The following is a 20,780-nucleotide window of genomic DNA, read 5'->3' as shown; positions in this document are numbered from 1 at the left end:
GGTTTATTCTTTTGTGGTTCTTGTAGTATCTGTCTTGTTCTTGTAATGGATGGCAGTGAGATTGGCGCGTGCCTTCTGGTTTCCAGGATCCAGTCGCAATGCTTGTTTAAACGATCTGATAGCTTCAGCTTCCCGCCCCATCAATAAATAGGTATAACCCAGATTATTATGTAAATGAGATGCCAGTGGCTCCAAGGTAATGGCTTTTTGCAGATGCAGTAGGGCGGGTTCAAATTTTTCCTGGATGGCATAAATGACACCGAGGCCATTGTATGCTTCAGCATAATCTGGATCGATAGCCAGAATGTTTTCATAGGTAGTGATAGCTTCTGGAAAATTGGCTTCCTCCTGATATGTGCGTCCTGATTGATACATTGCTTCAAGATCATGGGTGATCTGCTGACTGACTTTTCCGCCATTACCAGTTGAACCAGTTGATCCCAATTGATTTTTGTTTTGCTGGCTGGCGCACCCTGCTAACAGGAACAGGCAGGCCAGTATCCCCAGCAGTTGTTTTAAATTAAACATGATATAGCCTCCTTTATTGGCCAGGGAGTAAAGTGCGAGCGATACTGATAAAAGCGGGTCCTAATAACACGACCAATAGTGCAGGAAAGATGAAAAGAATGAGAGGAAACAGCAGTTTCAATGCAATTTTTGCGGCTGCTTCTTCCGCACGCAAGCGGCGCTTAGTGCGCAGCATATCGGAATATATGCGTAAGGAATCTGCCGTGCTCGTTCCGAAACGGTCTGCCTGAATGAGCATGACGACCAATGCCTCGATCTCCTCGATCCCGGTTCGCAAGGCAAGGTGGCGTAGCGCTTTTTCCCTGGATAAGCCAGCACGTAATTCCAACCCAACCAGATAAATTTCCTCGGCCAATACCTTGCTGCTGAGCTTGATTTCTTCTCCTACTCTGGCTAGCGCTGCATCCAGGCCAAGTCCTGCTTCGACACATATTGTCATCAGGTCAATCGCATCAGGAAAACTATCGAACAACTCACGCTGACGCAATTTGATGATGCGGTCCAGTACGACATTCGGTAAGTAATAGCCAACTGCCAACAAAATTAACAGCACCAGCACGGCACCATTTGCATCTAAATTCAGCCAAATTATCCCCCCTGAAAGTAAAAAGAGTCCTGGTAATGCCAAACTCAGTAGTGTCTTGATGGCAAAATAAATTGTAGGCGCCGAGTTTGATCGATAACCGGCATGCATAAAACGGGCACGGAAAGCAGATTTTTCCCAATCCTCATCGGGTATTGAGAATTTAGCCAATGGCTTCGATAATTTTAGAATCCCTTCTTTCCACGCTTCATTTTTGCGTTCATTCAGCACGTTATCCTTCGCCGCAATTTGCTTCAGCCGGGTTTGGGTAGAACGGCGTGCAAATACAGCCATCACGCCATAAGCAATACCAGCAACTGCTATAAAAATCACGATCAAAAAAATGGTTTGTGCAGAAATCATAATTTGATCACCTTTAACCTGGATTCCTCAGCTGGACGGGATGGAGTGTGCGGTTTTGCAAGTGCAGGGCAAGGCGCAACGACGTGGAATGGTCGTTCCATTCCAGGAAGTTGCAACGCAGCCATGTGCTTGCGAAATCGTGCAATCCGCACCGGAGCGTAAACGCCTGAAAGGTACGAATGAAATTTATAGAAAATGTTAGAATATTCATAATGTTAATAACAGCATAAGCGATCAGCTGAGGAATCCAGGTTTAATGCTGATAGAAATAGATTCATGGTATATTTTTTATCCAGCTTTATTTCTTTACCTGGCGTAATTTATACCCGGATCTTGATGATGCGTGACATCACGAAAATACCCATAATCATCATTCCAAGAGTAATAGCAATAATCACTAATCCCATAGGATCTTTCCACAATACGCTTATGAAATCAGGATTAATGATACTAAGTAATAATGCCATCGCGAAAGGAAGAGATGAAAGAATCCAGGCGGATAGCCGCCCCTCTGCCGATAGGACGCGAACTTTAGCATGCAGCGTGAGTCTCTCCCGGATTAATCCACTGATTTTCTCCAGCAATTCTGTCAGATTACCGCCGCTTTCGCGCTGGATCAGTACCGCAATGACGAAGTATCGCAAATCGGTGATTGGAATGCGTGTTGCGAGACTCATGAGTGCATTTTGTGCAGGGACACCAAAATTGATTTCGTCGAATACATGGAGAAATTCGCTTGCAGCTGGTTCAGGGCCTTCAGTTCCAGCTATTTGTAATGCGCCTGGAAAAGCATGACCTGCTTTTAATGTGCGTGACATGAGATCAATAATTTCTGGCAACTGCTGCTCGATTATTTTTAAACGCTTGTTTTTTGCTCTAAGTACATAGAAATAGGGAATCAGACCTCCTCCCACTGCACACAGCAAAATGACAGGGGATGAGAAGCCCAGTATCGTTGCAACTGCCATGGCACCTATGCTGGTCATGGCACTGTGGCTTATGAACTGGATGACCACTAGTGGCATGCCGGATTGCAGTAATAATCGATCCAGGCTGGAGATACGTGGGATTCTCAGCAGCAGTCTGTGCAGCGGAGGGGAGTTGCTCAATAAGCGTTGCTTGAGCAGGTGCGTATCAGGTGTATCCATTCCACTCATGGAGACTTCATGAAGGCGTTTTCTGATACGCTTCGCCTTTGGTCCCTGATGGTGGTGCCAAATGAAGTAGCTTCCTTCCAGTAGCAGCACGACTGCAAGAAAAGCAAATGCTATAAACAGGTAATAAAGAAGCGAATCCATGAATATTACTTATTCCTCCTTATTCGTATCGTCGAGAAGGATCAAATAGATTGTCTCGCAAGGAGATGCCAAATATTCTTAAGCGCTCAGCAAACTGGGGGCGGATGCCGGTCGCACGGAAATACCCCTGCACGGTTCCATTTGCTGCTATATCCGTTTGTTCGAACACGAAGATTTCCTGCATGGTGATGACATCGCCTTCCATACCGGTAATTTCCTGAATACTCAGAATCTTACGTTTACCATCTGACAGACGGGAGACTTGAATAACCGCAACAATCGCCGAATAAATTTGCTGACGGATGGCCTTGGGAGACAGATTGAGTCCGGCCATTCCAACCATATTCTCGACTCGACTCAACGCGTCGCGTGGCGTGTTGGCATGCACTGTAGCCATGGAACCTTCATGACCGGTATTCATGGCTTGCAACATATCGAATGCTTCCGCACCTCGTACTTCACCGATGATGATCCGGTCAGGGCGCATTCGCAGACTATTCCGCACCAGTGAACGCTGGGAGATTTCACCTTTGCCTTCTATGTTGGGTGGGCGCGTTTCCAGTCGAACTACATGCGGTTGTTGTAATTGTAATTCGGCTGCATCTTCGATTGTGATGATTCGTTCGGAGGGAGGGATAAAGCTGGACATGATATTGAGCAATGTCGTTTTACCACTGCCTGTACCGCCAGAAATCAGGATACTGCATTTTGCCTTAACCAATCCGCTGATAATTTCACCTATTTCAGGTGTCATCGATTTATGGCGTATCAGATCATCTATTTTAAGCGGAATAACGGCAAAACGCCGGATAGAGAGTAATGAACCATCGAGAGCGAGTGGGGGAATAATTGCGTTGACACGCGAACCATCTGGCAGCCGCGCATCGACCATCGGACTCGACTCATCTACGCGACGTCCAACCCGGGAAACGATGCGGTCGATTATTTTTCTCAAGTGACTTTCATTGGCAAAATGAATATCGGTGAGCTCCAGTTTTCCCCGTCTTTCCACATAAATTTGACGGTGTGTATTGACCAGAATATCGGAAATGGTGGGATCTGCCAGCAACGGCTCGAGTGGGCCTAATCCGAGTATTTCGTTCTGAATATCCTGAATGATACGCTGTCGCTCGACGTCATTGATCGGGGTTCGTTCTTCAATCAATAATCGTTCTACCAGGTTCTTGATTTCTGCTAACAAGTGTTCCTGCGGCATATTTTCCATGACAATTAAATCCATCCGGTCAAGCAGTTCTTCATGGATGCGGGATTTTAATTCATGGTATTCGACATGATCCTGTAAAGCTGCATGGTTACTCGCTGCTGTAGTAGCTGGCAGGCTGAATGCTGTATTACTGGTTGTGCCTATACTTTGAAGGCGCTCTCGTAGTATTGACATGATGAATGTTCCCTAAAAATTAATAAATGATTTTTCATGGGATAGGTTGCATCTGTTCTAAAAAGAAAATAACTTTCTGAGTAACCCGCTTTGAACATTCCTTCGAGCAAGCTCTTGTGCGATTTCCTGCAATGATTTTGCGACTGGACTACGTCGTGCCAGCTTAACAACGGGTATGCCCTGGTTGACTGATTCAACGACAATGCTATAGTCGTTAGGAATTGCCTTGAATATTTCCAATTGTAAAGTCCTCGTTATATCGGCAAGTGAAATGTCATCTTTTTTATCAAAGCGATTTACGATCAAGCGGATTTTGTTAGAGGTATATCCTAATGAGTTGATGAGGGTATTGATAACATGCTTTGTATTCCGAATGAATGGGAGTGGCTGCTGGAATATGGGAAAGATCAAGTCAGCCTGATCCAGACACTGGATTGAAATGGCATCAAACGAACCTCCGATATCCAGAATAACAAAATCATAGTGTTTTCTCGCTACTTGTATCAGCAATTTAACATGTTCATGCTTTATTTCTGCTGCCTTATAGGGTTCATCCGGCGCGGGTAGCACATCGAAATTAGGTAGCACGTGAATCGAACTGGAAGATAGAAATGAGCCATCGAGCCGCTGGATTTGTTGCGTCAAATCGGCAATGGAAGTTAGAGGCGAACTATTATGGTGTATGAATAGATGGGCATCACCAAACTGCAAATCGAAATCAAATAATATAACTCGCTTATTTTCCAGTGATGCCAGGGTATAGGCGATATTGCTGGCCAGGAAAGTTGCACCACTTCCCCCTTTGCAGGGGATGAATGCCAGTACTTTCTCATCCTGCAAAGGTGCTTTGGCAAGCGTCATTCTTTGCCGGAAACGCTCGATTACATCGATCAGCATATCCTGACTGACAGGAGTGGTGACGATTTCACGCACACCTACACGCATAGCTTCAAGCAGAAATTCCTGTGTCTGTAGCGGACATACCATAATGACACCCACCTCAGGAAAACGGGAGGTGACCAGACTCAATAGCTGCTGCTCCGCTGGATCAAGCTGTATGCCTTCCAGTATCAGTAAGTCTGGATGCTCCTGCTCAATAAACGCCGGAATCTGCTGTACGCCGCCTGTTATCACTATCAAGGAATGCAATATATTAGAGTCTGCAAGATATTTCTGGATATCACTCAGACATTGCTGATCATGTGCAATGATTGCGATTTTCAATTGTTAGTTCCTCGGTTCACGGGTATAGATATTTTGTTCATTTCCAAATCGCCAGATATTTTATTAGCTTTACTTTGCTGTTCTTATTGTTTGTAAAGTTATCCTGTTCGACTGTATTTGTCGAAGGTCGGTGAACTTAGATTTCTTATTTGAAAATTATTTGATAACCCGCCGAAATACAATGCCACCCTTGGTTTCAGACTAAAAATGGTAACTACTCCTCAGTTACCTTATTTATTTAGACTGATCTACTACAGATCTTTTTTAGTAAGTATTCCCAGAGTAGTTCACTAATTTAGGCGGTAGCGTAACACCTGTATTCACTGCTCCTCCACCAGTCCCGGATACTTTACATTTTCCATTGGTAATAGGGTCATCTTTCGCGACTACTCTTGCTGTAGTAGCTTTAGTAGAGTCCCCTACAGCCTTAATGATATTCAAGCAGGCAAACCCAATGATCGGATTTTGAGCATGCTTAACAACATTCGTTACGATTGGCACAACCGTATAAGCGCAAGTATTATCGCCTGATCCATCAATATTGTCGCTGCAGTCGTTAACGTTTGAATAGAGGGTGGTTTTAGTGCCAGGCTCGATCCAGATATTGTCACCTACACCCAAACTATTTCCTCCATAATTTTCCGGTGGTGTTTTTACTCCGCGACTATAGTCAATTAAATTCCTTATATCAGACACGTTATTGGTACCCAATGTTAATGAACTCCATTGCCCTGTTGGGGAAAGCTCACCTATTGTGGCTTGGGCACAGGGATCATTCTTATCAGGCTTCTCTTTGATTTGAAACATATATTGAGTCAAATTTGGTGATATATTTTTTAGATCATTATCTTTCTGTACATTTGGATCATTTATTACTTTTGGTGCATTATTTTGTGAATCCCAAAAACTATCAAACATACATTTAGAAATTGCAATCGGGAATAAATTGTTGTTTTCCAGACGACCAGGGCTTGCGACTACCGCGACAGCTGTTGCACTCACATCAATGAAGTTAACACCCAAAACCTTCGCAAAGAATGTACTTATTGGACCACCATTATTATTTTTATTAATGACTACCTTGACTGCTGCCAGGCTATTGACACCATTTATGGCTTGAATATCGGGTATATTACCCGTTATATCCCAGTATCCGGTTGTAACATTCCCTGTCGATAAGAATGAGTTAGAAACCTTGTTCAAGCGAATAGCATTCAATGCTTCTCTTTCTGCTGTAGGCCAGTTGGGTGTTTTATTAGATCCTCCAACCATTGGATACAAGAATCTTGCTCCATTCAAGGCCGCCGTATCTGCGGCATTCTGAATCTCATTGCGAACGACATAAGCATAGCCAAGATCAATAGCTAATGAGGCAAAAGAAAGTAGCGTAACAAGCGAAATGGCTGTTATGAGAGCGATTACACCGCGTTGTGAATCAAGTGAATGATTGAACATTGGATTTCTACAATAGTTCTTTTTTTCACTATGGATTTGATCGCACATAATCTTCCGTTACATATTATTCATTGTTCATCACGGTTGTGGCAGATAATGTAAGTGGATTTGAGATTGATCCGCCAGATACGAGCGATAATAGATTACCAAATACAAGGAAAGTATAGTTGTATTGAACAGTGACCTGTATGGAAGCTCCCGCGGTTTGCGGTATAATTGAAGGGGAAATTATTACGTTTGGTGTTTTCGTTCCCACTCCAAAAGATACCAGATTATTAGAACGGTTTATGGCTATCTGTTGAACTTGTTGGGCTGTTAATTTTGGGGTTTTAAAAGCAATTGCAGATCGCGCAGCTTCCCGACTGGCGTTGGTGATTATTGCTTGATCATATAGGATTAAGCTAAATTCGATAATGCCGAATAATAAAAGTAAAAATGTTGGTAGAATAATGGCAAATTCAACCGCGACACCCCCTTTCTGCATACTTATTCTTTTCATAATCTTCACAATCCGTCAGGAAGCACTCGCCTAGCCTGATTCCAAAAGTTTTCGATGCCGTTGATGTGATTCTTACCCTGTGCAAATAGTGTGGGGTGGTTAACTTGTTCATGATAAAAATGGTTCACATCGAGCAAATTGTAACTGCGATAACAGCCTGTATAAGCCACGCCGTCAGGCGCTATCTTTCTAGTAATCAGCAGCATAGTATTTCTATCTTGGTGATATATGTTCATTGACGATTAACGATGCTGCCCTTAATTACCACTACTACCCTGACCACTACCAACCCCTCCGCCACTTCCACCAGTGGTTCCAACATTTACCAAGCTTCTCAGTGGTGCTGCTGGGTGTCTGAATGAATTCCGGTAATTATCAAAAATGGCATCGCCGGCCTGGCCATTGATACCCTTGACGGGTTCTGTATTGAGTGAGGCTTGCGGGTTGATGGTTTGCTGAGCCTTGGCAATGCTGACAGCCTCACCAAATCGTGCATCCAGTCGTGGAGAGATAGGCACGCACCCTGCTGCCAGGGCAACAATGGCCAGCAATAGGACTAAGAGTGGGCCTGAAATATTTGAGGATGTGATTGTTTTCATGTCATTCTTCTCCTTATTTCATTTGGAAGCCACCATGCTCGATCTGCGGAAAACCTATCCTGGCAGGTTGTGCTGGTTCGGATGCGCTTTCCATTTTGCCATGAATCAGGAACTCACCACGCTCAGGCGTAATGAATGCATCGGTTGGCAAGGGGTAATCTGGCTCGAGTGGTTTTACCAGGCGCGGTGTCACTACGATCATGAGTTCTGTTTTATCTGCCTGAAAATCACTGCTGCGGAATAGTGTGCCTAATATGGGTACTTCGCCAAGTACCGGGAAGCGCTTGACTTGTTCTTTGAAATTATCCTGGAGTAATCCGCCGATAACGAGTGATTGGCCATCGCTGAGTTGAACCGTAGTCGAAACGCGCCGAGTAGTAAAGGTGGGCACTGCCAGAACCTGACCCAATCCGGTAGAGGCCACATTGGTAATCTCCACCAGCTCCGATACCTCCGGGCTTACCCTTAGGTGGATACGGCCTTCTTCGAGTACCGTGGGCGTGAAACGGACGCCTATACCGAATTCTTTGGGCAGCAATCTTACCTGATTAGCGCTGGGAATAGGGATCAGGATTTCACCGCCAACGAGGAAGCTCGCCTCCTGCCCACTGATCGAGACGATATTGGGCTCAGCCAGGATTTTGACCAGCTTGTCTCTTTTCTCGGCATCTATGAGGAAAGCAGTCGCTTCCTCGAAAGTGGCATTCGTAACCCTGGGCAAACCTAAGTTGATATTGGCATTCAAATTTTTCGCCGTCAGCAGATTAGCAGCACCGCCACCAATCACTCCTGCCATGACCTGTGTCCAGGCGCTACCAGCTTTTTTGGCTGCCCGGGCAAAATCAAAACCGAGTTTTTCCGCGATGGTCCGGTTGACCTCGGCTACTTTGACTTCCAGCATAACTTGCTGGTTATCGCGCACACGCAGCAAATTGACGATTTTGATACTGCCCAAACCAGCGCCAGCACCGGCAGAATTTTCATCAGTCTGCATGCCTTGCCGTAAAATCTGCATTCCCTGCATTCCCTGCATTCCCTGCATTTGCCCCATCTGACCAGTCAAACTTGTTTGCTCGGTTCCATCCTTAGCCTTGGATTCCTTCTCCACTGCTACCCCATATCCAGAGCTTTGCATACCCATCATCATACCCAGCACAGAGGTACGGAGATAGGCGTCAGCCAGCGTAACTGCGCGGTCGACCTTGGTAGTGTCAGACACCGTGCCGGAAAGTACCAGTGAGTCACCTGCAGCCATAACTTTGATCTCTTTCTCTTCCGGCATGATTTCCTGCAATTTGGCTTGCAGTGCAGCGGCATCCATGAGAACGGTGACATCGACCACTTTAGTCTGGCCAGCGCGTGTCCATAAAATGATATTGGTGGTGCCGATCATCTTGCCTAGAATATACACCTCGCTCTGATTGAGCATTTTGATGTCGATCACGTTAGGGTTGCCGATTGATATGCGTGAAACCGGTGAGGGCAATCTAAGTATGGTAGATTTACCCAGCGTCACATCCATGCTGGATGCTGCTTTTTGCATATCGACTACTTTAAGATCGGCTGGAATGGACGTAACATTTTGCGCTAGCGCTGTTGCAATACTGATTGTCCACAATATGACCATCCAGAGTAAGATCGTGGTGAAATCAGATTGTCGGTGCAATTTCATTGAATTTGCCTTTTTTTATTTGTTTTTATTTATTGTGCGCTGGCTTTTTGAAGTCCCTGATGGATTCCACCTGAAGTCCCCGGATGATTTCGACCAATGGCATGGGTGTGTCAACAGGTTTGTAAACGACGTTTTCCTTGGCTTCAGGATTAGTATTAGTGGTTGCGACTTTTGTTCCGAGTAATTCTTCCGTGCGTACGCCATCGGTCGCACCGAGACCTCTGTCAATCTGATTACGCAGGACCAGCGATAACGTGCCGACACTGCGTGCCAGGTCGAGTTTTTCTGCTTGCTCCGGCGTCACTTCAAGTGTGACGGCATTGACTACTTTAGGTTTGATTTCATCACGGCCGAGATCCTGTTCCACAGCCAATACCAGAATCTGCTCCAGCACGATCTTGGAAATGGGATTCTGATGATCCTTAATATTGACCAGAATATCTACCTGACTACCAGGCAGCGCAAATCCAGCCACGCCTACTACATCGTTTACCCGCACGGTGATGGCGCGTTTGCCATCGGCAATGACACCTGATAATCCACCGGCAGTGCCTTCTGGCGCGAGTTTGCCTTCAAGTAACGGTTCACCTCGATATAGATTGATCTTGACGACGCGACTATCGAGCAATTTGATATCATTGAATGAACCAGATGGGATGCTGCCGCTTGGCCAGTCGATCGTTTTCAGCAAGTCGGGAGTAAGCCGCGTTCCAACGTTGATATCGTGGGCAGCCACAACGATTGTGGATGCTTGCAAATTGGCGCGCTCGTTGAGCCATTTCCCCGCCACTACTACCGCAGCAATGCCTAATAATAGCGAAACCACGATCATTCCTAGTGCGCCTGTGTTTCTCATTGGTATACCGTTTATTGCTTAATTGGGTTAGGGATTTTGTATTTCATCGCTGCTTGATTAATACAAAATCCTGTTGATAGGGGGAATATATTGAAAATGACGTTAATGTAAAGTTGAAATAAACCAGAAATAGCATTTTATTTTGTGGTTATGTCATCAGAGAGATGACATAAAACTATCATGAAAATGTAATAATCGATTGCTGAGGCTTACCATTCGAGCTGACATTAAGCAGCTGATCATTTTTGGTTTTTTAAAAACTTTATGCAAATCATCATATTTTCGATGTTTATCTTTGTGCTTCTACCTTTTTCTGATCAGATGCAGATCGCAAGTTCAGCTTTTCAGCTTAGATATACGCTATCCTTAAAGAGTCGTCGCCAGATAGACGAAGGTGCCAGCGGCAATGGCGACACCATAGGGTAGTTTGACAGCCGATTCAAGTCCGGTTTTTTCGGAAAGTGAGCTCATACCTGGGGAACCAGCTAAGCACATGAGCAGCATGATCTTGAAATTATCTATGAGCTTGGGTAACTTGCCTTTCAATAATACGACAACTATTGCTAAAATACCGCCCGCTAGTAGAATGTACACTGTAGTAATTAGCATATTGACTGGCCCGACAAAAGCGCCAACCATGGCCATGAGTTTGATATCGCCCGCACCCAAAGCGCGTAATAAGTAGAGCGGAAGTAACAAGACCAATCCTACGCCTAATCCTGCCAATGAAGTGAGTATACCTAACCCACCCATGTCCTGCGGGAGCAAAGAATTGAGTAATACGCCGATGATAGCGCCAGAAAAAACGAGTAAATTAGGAATACGGTATTGACGAATATCGTGCCAGGCTGAAAAGAGTAATAATGCTACCAGAATGGTGCTATTTAATATGTGCATGCCATACCTATAAAAACACCACCCGATATTGACCGAGTGGCGGATTTAACTCAAGATGTAATTACTAGTTTTAATATAAAAAAGCTAATTAATCTCTTTTAATTATGAAGTGACGGCGGTTGTTACTTTGCCAATAGCAGTACTTATTGCGGTTTTGATGTCAGGCCATAGAGCTGTAATTGCAGCAGCCATCACAGCAATAATTATGGCGTATTCAACGGCACCTATCCCTTCTTCGTCGTTAATGAATTGTTTTATCGATTGAACCAATTTGCTCATCATATTCTCCTCCCTTATTAGGGCTGGCAAGATCTGGTTGAAAACTAGCAGATTGAAGAGTGTAGTTAATACTCCGCAGCAAGCTGCGGAGTGCTTTATTAATCTCTTTTAATTATGAACCGACGGCGGTTGTTACTTTGCCAATAGCAGTGCTTATTGCGGTTTTGAGAGTAGGCCATAGAGCTGTAATTGCAGCAGCCATCACAGCAATAATTATGGCGTATTCAACGGCACCCATCCCTTCTTCGTCGTTAATGAATTGTTTTATCGATTGAATCAATTTGCTCATCATGCTTTTCTCCTTAAAATAAAATTATAAAAAGCGATTCTTAAAAATAAGTGATTTTGTCAACTACGGCAAGCGATTCTTAAAAATAAGTGATTTTACCAACCATGGCGCGATGCATTGTAGTGAATTTTTTGTTAAGTTATATTGTACTTTTGTACATCTTGCGGGTTATTAAGTGTATAATTTATTAATAGGGTTATGCTATTCAGCTAAAATTGGTTATCAGGTAGATACTGTGCTTACTGCAAGGTGCAATAACCATCAGGCATTGCGCCGTATGTCATATAAACACGCAGATCTGGTGCAATGCACTACGCTTATTGCACCCTACAGTTGCTGCTATTGAATTTTTCGGTATGCAGTATCAGGCAGAGATAGTGGGATAATCGCTGTCATTATCGTCAAATACCTGATTCGATGTGGCTGCGGTATCCTTGACGAGCAAGGCCAGTTTGATTCGATCTGAAATTGCCAGCTTGCGGAATATTTCAGTCAGGTGAGCTTTGACGGTCCGTTCGGTAATATCCAGTTGCCTGGCAATCTGCTTGTTGCTTTCACCGCGGCCCACCAGGATGGCGATTTCATATTCACGTTTGGTTAAATTTTCAAGCAGGCTATTTACTGCACGTTCAATGTGCTTTTTTTCCTGCATGGCCGTGGCCAGCTCATCCTGCATACGCTGTACCAGTTGGCGCCGTATCCATAATTCACCTCGCCGGACAGCTTCAACAGCGCGTCTGATTTGTTCGGATGGGGTCGTATCCAGGCAAAATCCTTTAATTCCCGCTTTGAATAATTTCCATTCATTTTCATCAGAAATGCCAGAGCTCAATAATATGATGCGGGTTTTGGGGCTCAGCGTCAGCAGGTTTTCAATTGTCTGAGTGCTATCCATACCGAGTAAGTCGTAATCAAGTAAAAGGATGTCAGGTGTTTTTCTTATCAGTTCGTTTCTGAGGGGGGTCAGATTTGTCAAGCAGTACGGAGTATAAATATCCGATAATCCTTGCTTCCAATGAGCAAGTTTATTTTCAGATGAACTGGCAAGTAAAATCAAGATAATTACTCCTGTCTGACTGAATAAGGGGCGTGTATTGTCAAAGCCGATTTAAAATTGACACAGTCATTTCAGTGAATTCCGAATCAATTCTGATATGCCACCTTACCTTATCATGCTATTTACATAATAAAAAGAAGATCTTTCACTTAACCTTTGTCATACATGTCACTCATTGGTGTTTTAATCAGTAGCCTACCCAGTAATTGGCACAATGCGTACGCACGGTGCAACACGAGATCAGATAAGGCGTGGGTGCGTGTGCTTCCTGAACAAGAGTTGTGTTCCACTGGCCGAACGGCAGGTTACTGATCACAATCAAAATACCTTTCTCATAGTGTGTCGCAGGGAATTGGAAGAACAGGTTTGCTTATTTTCGGTTCATCGGCAGGCAAGCCAGTTTCGTCCTTAATCATCAAGTCTTGTCAGTTATCCTGCTTAAAATCAAGCCATATTTTCTTAAAAATTTCATTTATATATACATCTTTCTCATAGTCACGAATAATTCCAGAATGTGGCCATTTGCTCAAATTGGTGTGGTGATTGCAAACATCATACTGTGTCCATTTATATTCGGCAATAACAGATGTTATTTCATAACGACATATTTTTTTCGTGAGATTGAATTAATAAATGAGGTACATACAGCGCAATGTCAGCTGATTATTTCACCTTATTCCTATTTCCAAATCGAATATGATGCGAAGGCAAGCCGCAGGCAATATAAATAATACGGTAAGGAGAGCTGACAAAATCAGGCTTGGTTTAAAAATGGAATAAGTGGAATAATGGATGCAATTTATGAAAGAAGGTATTGTGATGGCGAGGTGGATGACGACGTGAGAATCTTTCATGTGAAGAAGAAATTTCTTTTCTCGCGTCCTTTATGAAAGAGCATCGGCGGAAGATAGTTTGGGGGATAAAGATGAAAAGGTTAATTGTTTTAGCTCATTTCGCTGGACTATTGTTACCTATTACCAGCTACGGCCAAAGTCTGGGAGTGTTTTGCTGGAGACTTAACCCTTTTGTCGATGTTTTGTGTTTCGATATCCAGGATAAAGGGTTTGTTTTTGAGCTTACGGGTACTCAGAAAATTACTACCTTTGAAACGCCATCACATGGCGCAGCAAATCTCAACCGTTCTACTAATAAGTTTCATCTTGGGTTTACTACCCATTTCCCTAACAGGTTTCACACACAATTTTTTGTGTCTCTAAACACGGTTTCACTTAATGGCACTTGGACAGACAACCTTGGAAATTCCGGAGATTTTACTTTCCAGGGAATTGGGCCTATCGGTCCTGGGCTATCTAGCGGTACCGATGGCGATTATTTGAGCCATATTTCTTCACGATAATTTTATTTTTTAGCCTTTATTCAATGATTTAAAAATCATGTGTGATATTGCCAGCACTCTTTAGCGTAATTGAGACTGAGCAATATTTTTCTGCTGAGAGATTGATCACCCGTTCTACTTGTTGTAGGTTTCAGGTTTTTTTCCTGGTAACGAGAAAGTGCAAATATTAAGAGGCTTCAACTGAGGAAAATAGGATAAGCTGTTAGCAGATGTCATCTCCGGTGTTATATTTGTTAGCGGCGTTAAACAAATAGGAGATCAAAAAAACAAGTAACCGCTTGAATCTCCATTCATCGCATTTGTTTATAATCCCAGAAATTCCTTATGTCATGTTTCCAATTGGCGACAAAATAAATCTTTAGTAAATAAGATATTATTCATGAATGAATGATGATTATTCAATTATTAACGACAATATTTTTATGAATTAATCATAGAATAATAAATATGCCTTTGATAATAAAAAATAAATATATATGTGGCACACATATTGCTTTTTAGAACTTGGAGGTATCATAATGATAAATTTGTGAAGATTCTTGTAAAAAAGAATTAATTTAATGATATAAAAATATTGTTTTTGTATGAAATAAATTCATTCTGATAACTGTTTAATCAAGCTAATAATCGTAAAATCAAGTTATAACTATTAAATTTAAAAAAATTAAAAACTGCTAACTGATTCGATTCGGTAAAAAATATCGTCACTTGAAAGATCTTCTTTTATGATTCAAATGTTAAATATGAAAGAGATTCGCTCTCACACTGGCCTCCGAGGATGGGCAGCCATAATAGTTGTTCTTGTTCACTTTCGATCATTTATCCACCCATCCATTGATCCGGATGAGATGACATCCTTCCTTTCGAAAGGTTATCTGTGGGTTGATTTTTTCTTTATCCTCAGCGGTTTTGTGATGTCATATATCTATCGTATCGAACATCCCAAGCCTCGCGCCTTCTGTGAAATTACTCACTATCTGATTGCTCGATTTGCGCGAATATATCCGTTGCATCTAATGTCACTTGTAGCAGTCTTTTTATTCTTTTTCTTGGCTGCACTGATTAACTGGGATTGGGAAAGCAAATTCTGCTGCGTGTTTGATGACTCATTACGAAGTGCAGAAGCATTGATAGCCAATCTATTCCTTGTTCATGCCTGGGGTATGTTTGATTGGGTGACATGGAATCTCCCATCATGGTCTCTCAGTGCAGAACTTTTCTGCTATCTGATCTTTGCTGCTCTTCTTGCTATAGATGGTAAGGATAGGAAATTAGTCTTGGTTGTGTTGTCATTCGTTGTATTGTTTTACTATTCTTTTTCAATGGCGACTAATAGCGATGTTGATGAGAACTTTCGTTTGTCTGCCGTGCGTGCTGCATCAGCTTTTTTGATCGGAATCGTGCTGTTCTTGATGAGTCGGCTGATTTCTTCTATTCCAGACCACTATTTAACGTATATCCAGATAGAAGCAAGTATTACACTTTTGCTGGCTCTTCACTTCGGCATAACTGATGTTATCTCTATAGGATTGATGGCATTGATAGTTTTGGTTACATGGGAAGATCGTGGTGCTTTATGCAAATTGCTTACCACACGCCCTCTTTACACTGCCGGACTTTTCTCGTTCTCCATTTATATGTGGCATTATCTCATCAAGTTTATCGCTCAGAATGACTGGGAGTACTATACAGGACTATCATTGCAAAGTAGTGCAATGGGGTCGATGCTGTTCGTTGCTTGTTTATTGGTTTTGGTTATTCCAATCTCAGTTTGGAGCTATCGATTTCTGGAAATGCCGGCTCGTAAATGGATTATCGTTCGGTTTAATAGCTTAATTGAAGTTAAGTATGCAACCAAACATGCGTGATATTAATGCACGATTCACATAAAGAAGCATCTCTTTGTTAACTTTACTTTTAATTTTTTAAAAAATATTTTTTGTAAATTTCACTCTCACCTTTCAAGTGTTTATGCTTCGATGCGGAGTGCACGATTTTGCAAGTACATGGCTCGTTGCAACTCCTTTGAATGAAACGACCATTCCGCATCGTTGCGCCTTGCTCCGCACTCGCAAAACCGCATACTCCATTCCGCTCAACTGAGCGCTTTGATCTTTTTTCGTTTATAGAACCGTTGGGTCAATAGTTCAAAGCGTAAAGCAAAATAGACTGCTTCAGAAAAAGCCCTGAAGCGGCATTTGCTGTCTACTTTAGCATTGCCCACTCCCTTCTTTTTGCCATTGCTGGTGCGGATGCTACCCACACAGCGCCGTCGCATCAGATCTCTGACCGCTCGTTGTCCTCCGGGATAAATATACTCCGTTGGCAAGATGCCCAGTCGCATCAGGTGTGCCAGGTGAAAAGCATCGTGATGGTCACTGCTGTATTTCAATCCATCATATTGCATGGCTGCAGCGGTATTGACTCACTGCAGAGGATGGCATCTTTACCTATTTCGATTTTATTGATTTATCAACCGGGCCATTGGAAGGCATTAGCAACAAGAAGGCATGAACAACAAGATCAAAACATTGCACAAAATGGCTTTTGGTTTTAGAGATGTCGAATTGTTTAAACTAAAAATTATTGTGCTGCATGAAACTAATTATGTTCTGGTCGGCTGAATCCATAGTATGCAATTGCCGATTGGATCCTCATTCTTAACTAAAACCTACGATAATTTATTGAAATCACTCACATATTCGTAGGGATTCTTCAAGGTCAGATCCCTTTCTACTCGATTGAGCCTTTTATGATCTTCTTCTAATTAACGACAGAATAAATCATTTAAAAACATATGGTTATATGTTAAGCATGAAAATGTATCGTTAATTTGCGACAGAATAAATCATTTAAAAACATAGCATTATGCATTATATACATATCATGTATAAAAATTGATTAATTGTTAACGACGTTTTTTGTAATTTTCTTCTAAGGCCGAAACGTAAGCTATTGAATTATAAATATAATATATTTTGGCATGAATGTTGCATCTTATAAATTGCAACTTTTATATACATTAAAGGAGGCAAAGAAGAATTTGGATATAGCAATTCTTAATATCAACGTAGTTAATAAAAGTTATTTAATTAGTATTAGTTTGCAATAAAAGGAGAATAAGATGAGTAAAAGCAATAACCATATCAACAACAATATCCATATCACCGATAATGACCGTATCACCGACAATGGCCATGTCACCGTACTTCCAAGCGAAGCGAACCCTGGTGGAGGTGAAGCAAATCGTTATATTATCCGTGAATTGGGAAGGGATATGCATATCGATGGCTTTAATCCGCAACAAGGAGATACGCTGGTATTCGATAATAGCCTTGGTATAACGTCACAGGAACAACTGGCTAATTTAATTACAAATATCCATGTTGAGGCTAATAACTTCATCGTCAACTTTGGCAATAATGTAACGATTACGTTGGCAGGTGTACAGCCTGATCAGATCGGTTGGGATAATGTCGCTGTGGGCGAACCAAACCCAGCTGATCCAAACGCAACTGATCCAGTCGCAACTGATCCAGTCGCAACTGATCCAGTCACAACTGATCCAGTCACAACTGATCCAGTCGCAACTGATCCGGGCGCAGTTGATCCAGGTGCAGTTGATCCAGGCACAACTGATCCAGTCGCAACTTGTCCAGTTACAACTGATCCAGTCACAACTGATCCAGTCACAACTGATCCAGTCACAACTGATCCAGTCACAACTGATCCAGTCGCAGGTGATCCAGGCGCAACTGATCCAGTCACAACTGATCCAGTCGCAACTGATCCAGTCGCAACTGATCCAGGCGCAACTGATCCAGTCGCAGGTGATCCAGGCGCAACTGATCCAGTCACAACTGATCCAGTCACAACTGATCCAGTCGCAGGTGATCCAGGCGCAACTGATCCAGGCGCAACTGATCCAGTCACAACTGATCCAGTCGCAACTGATCCAGGCGCAACTGATCCAGTCGCAGGTGATCCAGGCGCAACTGATCCAGTCACAACTGATCCAGTCGCAGGTGATCCAGGCGCAACTGATCCAGTCACAACTGGTCCAGGTAAAAATGTCGATTGTCGTCCGGGAGAAGATAACCAGGGTGAAGATGGATCAGATAATTTTGTTTTCCATGATCTAGGACACTGGACAATTAACAACTTTAATGCGTCCGAAGATATGCTGGATTTCACTGAGTATGGTTTATCACGTGAAGAACTGGCTAGTTATATTACCAATGTCCAGGTTGAGGCTGATACCTTCATCGTCAACTTTGGCGATGATGTATCGATTAAGGTGATAGGTCAGTCGCCCACTTGGGATAACGTCAATACTGGGGAGGGTTAATAGCGTATCAAAAGAGGGGATTATGTCCCCTCCAGGAAGTTTGGGTTCAGAGTTTGATGGAGCCCTAGGAAATTACTAACCTTCAACGTCAGCAGTAACTATCTGATTCAAGATAGTTACTGCCTTATTCAAGCCTTTTGGTTGAACTTAGGTCAAAGTAGGTACCGAGAGTACATGGCGATTTTTAATAGTATTCGCCTGATATAGTATAGATGCCGGTTACCATGTCGTGCAGTCATTCCCAGCAATCAGAGTACAAAGGTAGCAGTCATTGCCACCAGCAGCAGGATCTGTAATCAGCTGACCAAGCGAGTGAGATTGAATTATTCCATTTCTAAATCAAATCTGACTTTGCCGGCTTCTCCTTGCTGTATTATTTATATGTAGAAACTGGACAATAACATTGACTATGGCGTATTTTTTCATTTCATTTTAGTCTACAAAGCTATTCTTCAATAATTTCAAAATCATGTGTAATATTGACAGTACTCTTTAACATGATAGAGGCTGAGCAATATTTTTCTGCGGAGAGATTGATCGCCCGTTCTATTTGTTGAGGTTTCAGGTTTTTCCCGGTGACGATAAAATGCAGATGAATATCTGTGAATACTTTGGGATCTTCAGAAGCACGGATGCCATCGATTTCCACGACGCAGTCGGTAACTTCCTGGCGGCTTTTCTGCAGAATCAGGATAACGTCAATAGAAGAGCAGCCACCGAGTCCCAGTAAAATCAATTCCATCGGACGTGGCCCCAGATTCTTTCCACCAATATCCGGCGCGCCATCTATTAATATGGAATGTCCGCTTTCGGTTTCACTTCTAAAGCTAATACCATCCTGCCATTTAATACGTGCTTTCATATTTTTTCCTGAGTTTCTGTGAGGGGGAATTTTTGCGATCAATCGCGTGGTTATTCCATTTCTAAATCAAACCTGACTTTGTCGACTTCTCCTTGCCGTATTATTAATACTGTCTGCGGCTCGCTCTTGCGTCATGTTTGTTTAGAAATGGATTAATGCATAAAAGACTGACGCGTTGTGAGGCGCAAGCCAAGCTGCAGTAATTCATTCCAAATATCACCCTGGGCGATACCTTTGATAATTCTGTCTATACTTGCTGCGTGTACCAGGGCTCGTAACAGTAATCGAGAGGGCAAGCGTTTTACAGCGGCCGCCATGATTTTCTGCTGCTGATTCCAGACTCGGCTGTCTTTTAACGCTTGTGCAAGTGGCTTACCTGCATCGAGCGCCTGGTGAATGAGTAGCAGCGTGCGGATGGGTTCAGTTAGCGTACTCAGAATCAGGGGAGGAGGGGTGCCTTCGCCTTGCAACCCTTCCAGGATACGGGTGTAACGCATGGTATCTGCTGTCAGCATGGCCTCGGGCAGGCTAAATACATCATAGCGTGCGACATCAAGCACAGCATCCTTGACTTGCTCGAAAGAAAGCATGCCAGAAGGATAGAGTAAGGCGAGCTTCTTGATTTCCTGCTGAGCTGCGAGAAGATTGCCTTCTACTTTATTTACGAGGAATTGCAAGGTATCTGGTGCAATTTGCTGCCCTTGGATATCGAGACGTTGCTGTATCCAGTTTGCGAGCCGGGAGTATTCTATCGGATCAGCTGTGACCATTACACTTGATTGTTCGAGCGTCTTAAACCATTTATTTGTCTGTGTCTGCTTATCGATTTTAGGCAGCATGATGAGCGTAATGGTATCAGCAGACTGGTTCTGACAAAGTGCTTCGATAGCGTTACTACCTTCTTTGCCAGGTTTGCCCGTAGGGATACGTAGATCAAGTATTCGCCGTTCTCCAAATAATGACGACTGACTCTTCCAGCGCTGTAGATTTGACCAGTCGAAGCGATGATCTACCGTAAATATATCGCGTTCTGTGTAGCCGTGCTGTCGAGCGTGATTGCGAATCGCATCCGCTGCTTCCATTGCGAGCAACAGCTCGTCGCCAATGATGGTATAAAGCGGCATGAGCTGTTTTTGCAGTTGACGAAACAGTTGATCAGAGGTAATGCTCATAAATCAATTTACTAGAGACACACAAGAATTAACGCTTTTTAAA

General features: G+C 43.1%; 22 protein-coding genes and 1 pseudogene. 5 read left to right on the top strand and 18 right to left on the bottom strand.

The window, feature by feature from the left end; all coding sequences use genetic code 11:
• Window positions 1-3: 3 nt before the first annotated feature.
• Together BLV54_RS02060 and BLV54_RS02055 are read right to left on the bottom strand one after the other, a co-directional pair.
• The gene (locus tag BLV54_RS02060) at window positions 4-528 is read right to left on the bottom strand and encodes a tetratricopeptide repeat protein (protein ID WP_090567062.1); all 525 of its coding nucleotides are present in this window, start codon (window positions 526-528) and stop codon (window positions 4-6) included.
• Between the two features lie 13 nt (window positions 529-541).
• Window positions 542-1,474, bottom strand: coding sequence for a type II secretion system F family protein (locus tag BLV54_RS02055; protein WP_090567059.1), 933 nt, complete (start codon window positions 1,472-1,474; stop codon window positions 542-544).
• A gap of 3 nt (window positions 1,475-1,477) precedes the next feature.
• Between BLV54_RS02055 and BLV54_RS15915 the strand changes: the two genes are divergently transcribed.
• Entirely contained in the window at window positions 1,478-1,636 is a 159-nt protein-coding gene (locus BLV54_RS15915) for a hypothetical protein (RefSeq protein WP_176969642.1), read from the top strand.
• Window positions 1,637-1,794: 158 nt separating this feature from the next.
• On the opposite strand, the gene BLV54_RS02050 is transcribed toward BLV54_RS15915, so the two are convergent.
• The 13 genes and pseudogenes from BLV54_RS02050 to BLV54_RS01990 all read right to left on the bottom strand — a co-directional run bounded on the left by BLV54_RS02050 (window position 1,795) and on the right by BLV54_RS01990 (window position 12,998).
• Window positions 1,795-2,772: a type II secretion system F family protein gene (locus tag BLV54_RS02050; protein ID WP_090567056.1), complete on the bottom strand. Its 978-nt coding sequence runs from the start codon at window positions 2,770-2,772 to the stop codon at window positions 1,795-1,797.
• A 19-nt stretch (window positions 2,773-2,791) separates the two neighbouring features.
• Window positions 2,792-4,171: a TadA family conjugal transfer-associated ATPase gene (locus tag BLV54_RS02045; RefSeq protein WP_090567053.1), complete on the bottom strand. Its 1,380-nt coding sequence runs from the start codon at window positions 4,169-4,171 to the stop codon at window positions 2,792-2,794.
• Between the two features lie 57 nt (window positions 4,172-4,228).
• A complete protein-coding gene (locus BLV54_RS02040; RefSeq protein ID WP_090567050.1) occupies window positions 4,229-5,395 on the bottom strand; it encodes a CpaE/TadZ family protein in 1,167 nt (388 codons plus the stop codon).
• Between the two features lie 264 nt (window positions 5,396-5,659).
• Window positions 5,660-6,850 (bottom strand): pilus assembly protein TadG-related protein, encoded by a 1,191-nt coding sequence (locus BLV54_RS02035; protein ID WP_176969641.1) that lies wholly within the window; start codon window positions 6,848-6,850, stop codon window positions 5,660-5,662.
• 64 nt (window positions 6,851-6,914) lie between these two features.
• Window positions 6,915-7,349 carry a TadE/TadG family type IV pilus assembly protein gene (locus BLV54_RS02030; RefSeq protein WP_090567044.1) on the bottom strand — a complete coding sequence of 145 codons (435 nt, stop codon included), beginning with the start codon at window positions 7,347-7,349 and terminating at the stop codon, window positions 6,915-6,917.
• A 20-nt stretch (window positions 7,350-7,369) separates the two neighbouring features.
• Window positions 7,370-7,555 (bottom strand): annotated as a pseudogene (locus BLV54_RS02025) (IS1595 family transposase); the annotation flags it as partial.
• Between the two features lie 51 nt (window positions 7,556-7,606).
• Entirely contained in the window at window positions 7,607-7,948 is a 342-nt protein-coding gene (locus BLV54_RS02020; protein ID WP_090567038.1) for a hypothetical protein, read from the bottom strand.
• A gap of 13 nt (window positions 7,949-7,961) precedes the next feature.
• Window positions 7,962-9,620 carry a type II and III secretion system protein family protein gene (locus tag BLV54_RS02015; protein WP_090567035.1) on the bottom strand — a complete coding sequence of 553 codons (1,659 nt, stop codon included), beginning with the start codon at window positions 9,618-9,620 and terminating at the stop codon, window positions 7,962-7,964.
• A 25-nt stretch (window positions 9,621-9,645) separates the two neighbouring features.
• Entirely contained in the window at window positions 9,646-10,476 is an 831-nt protein-coding gene (gene cpaB, locus BLV54_RS02010) for a Flp pilus assembly protein CpaB (RefSeq protein WP_090567031.1), read from the bottom strand.
• Between the two features lie 366 nt (window positions 10,477-10,842).
• Window positions 10,843-11,373 carry an A24 family peptidase gene (locus BLV54_RS02005; protein WP_090567028.1) on the bottom strand — a complete coding sequence of 177 codons (531 nt, stop codon included), beginning with the start codon at window positions 11,371-11,373 and terminating at the stop codon, window positions 10,843-10,845.
• A gap of 102 nt (window positions 11,374-11,475) precedes the next feature.
• Window positions 11,476-11,655 (bottom strand): Flp family type IVb pilin, encoded by a 180-nt coding sequence (locus BLV54_RS02000; RefSeq protein WP_090567025.1) that lies wholly within the window; start codon window positions 11,653-11,655, stop codon window positions 11,476-11,478.
• 109 nt (window positions 11,656-11,764) lie between these two features.
• Window positions 11,765-11,944 (bottom strand): Flp family type IVb pilin, encoded by a 180-nt coding sequence (locus BLV54_RS01995; protein ID WP_090567022.1) that lies wholly within the window; start codon window positions 11,942-11,944, stop codon window positions 11,765-11,767.
• Between the two features lie 361 nt (window positions 11,945-12,305).
• Window positions 12,306-12,998, bottom strand: a complete 693-nt coding sequence (locus BLV54_RS01990) for a LuxR C-terminal-related transcriptional regulator (protein ID WP_090567018.1) — start codon at window positions 12,996-12,998, stop codon at window positions 12,306-12,308.
• A gap of 925 nt (window positions 12,999-13,923) precedes the next feature.
• Between BLV54_RS01990 and BLV54_RS01980 the strand changes: the two genes are divergently transcribed.
• Both BLV54_RS01980 and BLV54_RS01975 read left to right on the top strand, forming a co-directional pair.
• Window positions 13,924-14,355 carry a hypothetical protein gene (locus tag BLV54_RS01980; protein ID WP_143032390.1) on the top strand — a complete coding sequence of 144 codons (432 nt, stop codon included), beginning with the start codon at window positions 13,924-13,926 and terminating at the stop codon, window positions 14,353-14,355.
• A 725-nt stretch (window positions 14,356-15,080) separates the two neighbouring features.
• Window positions 15,081-16,223 carry an acyltransferase family protein gene (locus BLV54_RS01975; protein WP_090567007.1) on the top strand — a complete coding sequence of 381 codons (1,143 nt, stop codon included), beginning with the start codon at window positions 15,081-15,083 and terminating at the stop codon, window positions 16,221-16,223.
• A 227-nt stretch (window positions 16,224-16,450) separates the two neighbouring features.
• Here the strand turns inward: BLV54_RS01975 and BLV54_RS01970 are convergent, their stop codons facing one another.
• Entirely contained in the window at window positions 16,451-16,762 is a 312-nt protein-coding gene (locus tag BLV54_RS01970) for a hypothetical protein (RefSeq protein ID WP_090567004.1), read from the bottom strand.
• 103 nt (window positions 16,763-16,865) lie between these two features.
• Between BLV54_RS01970 and BLV54_RS17145 the strand changes: the two genes are divergently transcribed.
• Entirely contained in the window at window positions 16,866-16,979 is a 114-nt protein-coding gene (locus BLV54_RS17145; RefSeq protein ID WP_143032389.1) for a transposase, read from the top strand.
• A gap of 500 nt (window positions 16,980-17,479) precedes the next feature.
• Window positions 17,480-18,703, top strand: a complete 1,224-nt coding sequence (locus BLV54_RS01965) for a hypothetical protein (protein ID WP_090567001.1) — start codon at window positions 17,480-17,482, stop codon at window positions 18,701-18,703.
• 445 nt (window positions 18,704-19,148) lie between these two features.
• Here the strand turns inward: BLV54_RS01965 and BLV54_RS01960 are convergent, their stop codons facing one another.
• Together BLV54_RS01960 and holA are read right to left on the bottom strand one after the other, a co-directional pair.
• The gene (locus tag BLV54_RS01960; protein ID WP_090566996.1) at window positions 19,149-19,565 is read right to left on the bottom strand and encodes an OsmC family protein; all 417 of its coding nucleotides are present in this window, start codon (window positions 19,563-19,565) and stop codon (window positions 19,149-19,151) included.
• 152 nt (window positions 19,566-19,717) lie between these two features.
• Window positions 19,718-20,737: a DNA polymerase III subunit delta gene (holA, locus tag BLV54_RS01955; RefSeq protein WP_090566993.1), complete on the bottom strand. Its 1,020-nt coding sequence runs from the start codon at window positions 20,735-20,737 to the stop codon at window positions 19,718-19,720.
• Between the last annotated feature and the right edge of the window lie 43 nt (window positions 20,738-20,780).

Origin of the sequence: Nitrosomonas sp. Nm33, from assembly GCF_900107265.1 — a bacterium.
Taxonomy (GTDB): domain Bacteria; phylum Pseudomonadota; class Gammaproteobacteria; order Burkholderiales; family Nitrosomonadaceae; genus Nitrosomonas.
The sequence above is the reverse complement of the archived record's forward strand: the minus strand, read 5'-3'. Positions and strand labels throughout refer to the sequence as shown.